At 80.3% G+C, this 624-nt stretch carries 1 pseudogene; it reads left to right on the forward strand.

Annotated features, from left to right (window positions below):
• Window positions 1–46: 46 nt before the first annotated feature.
• Window positions 47–624, forward strand: a pseudogene (locus ACYVKY_RS16235) (hypothetical protein); the annotation flags it as partial.

Here is a 624-nt window from a genome sequence, read left to right on the forward strand (position 1 = left end):
GCGGCGGCCTGCTGCTGGCGCGGCGCCTGCCGCGGGGGCGCCACCAGTGAGGCGGCTCCTCCTCGCGCTGTCGACGCTGGCGCTGGCGGGCGGCGGCCTGGTCGCCGCCCCGCCCGCGCCGGCCGCCGCCGCGGCGTGCTCCGGGACGTCCGGTGTGACGGTGGTCGTCGGGTCGGACGTGCGCTGCGCGAGCGGGAACCCGTCCACGGGCGCCGCCGCGCTCCAGGGAGCGGGCTTCGCCATCACCCAGGTGCAGCGCCAGCCGGGCTTCGTCTGCCGGATCGACGGCGTCCCTGCGTCCGACCCCTGCGTGAACACGCCCCCGACGACCGCCTACTGGTCGTACTGGCACGCGCAGCCGGGCGGCAGCTGGCAGTACTCCAGCCTCGGTGCGTACTCCTACGACCCTGCGCCGGGCAGCGTCGAGGGCTGGTCGTTCGGTGCGGGCAGCCCGCCCTCCGTGGCACCGCCGTCGGCGCCCGCCCCGGCACCCCCGCCGCAGCCGGCTCCCGAGCCCCCGCCCGCCTCGTCCGCCCCGCCCGCCGGTGGCGGGGGGACCGGTGGCTCCACGGGCGGCGCCGGCTACGGCGGCGCCACGGGCACCGGCTCGGCCGGTGGCACGGC

It is taken from the genome of Angustibacter speluncae (genome assembly GCF_054777815.1).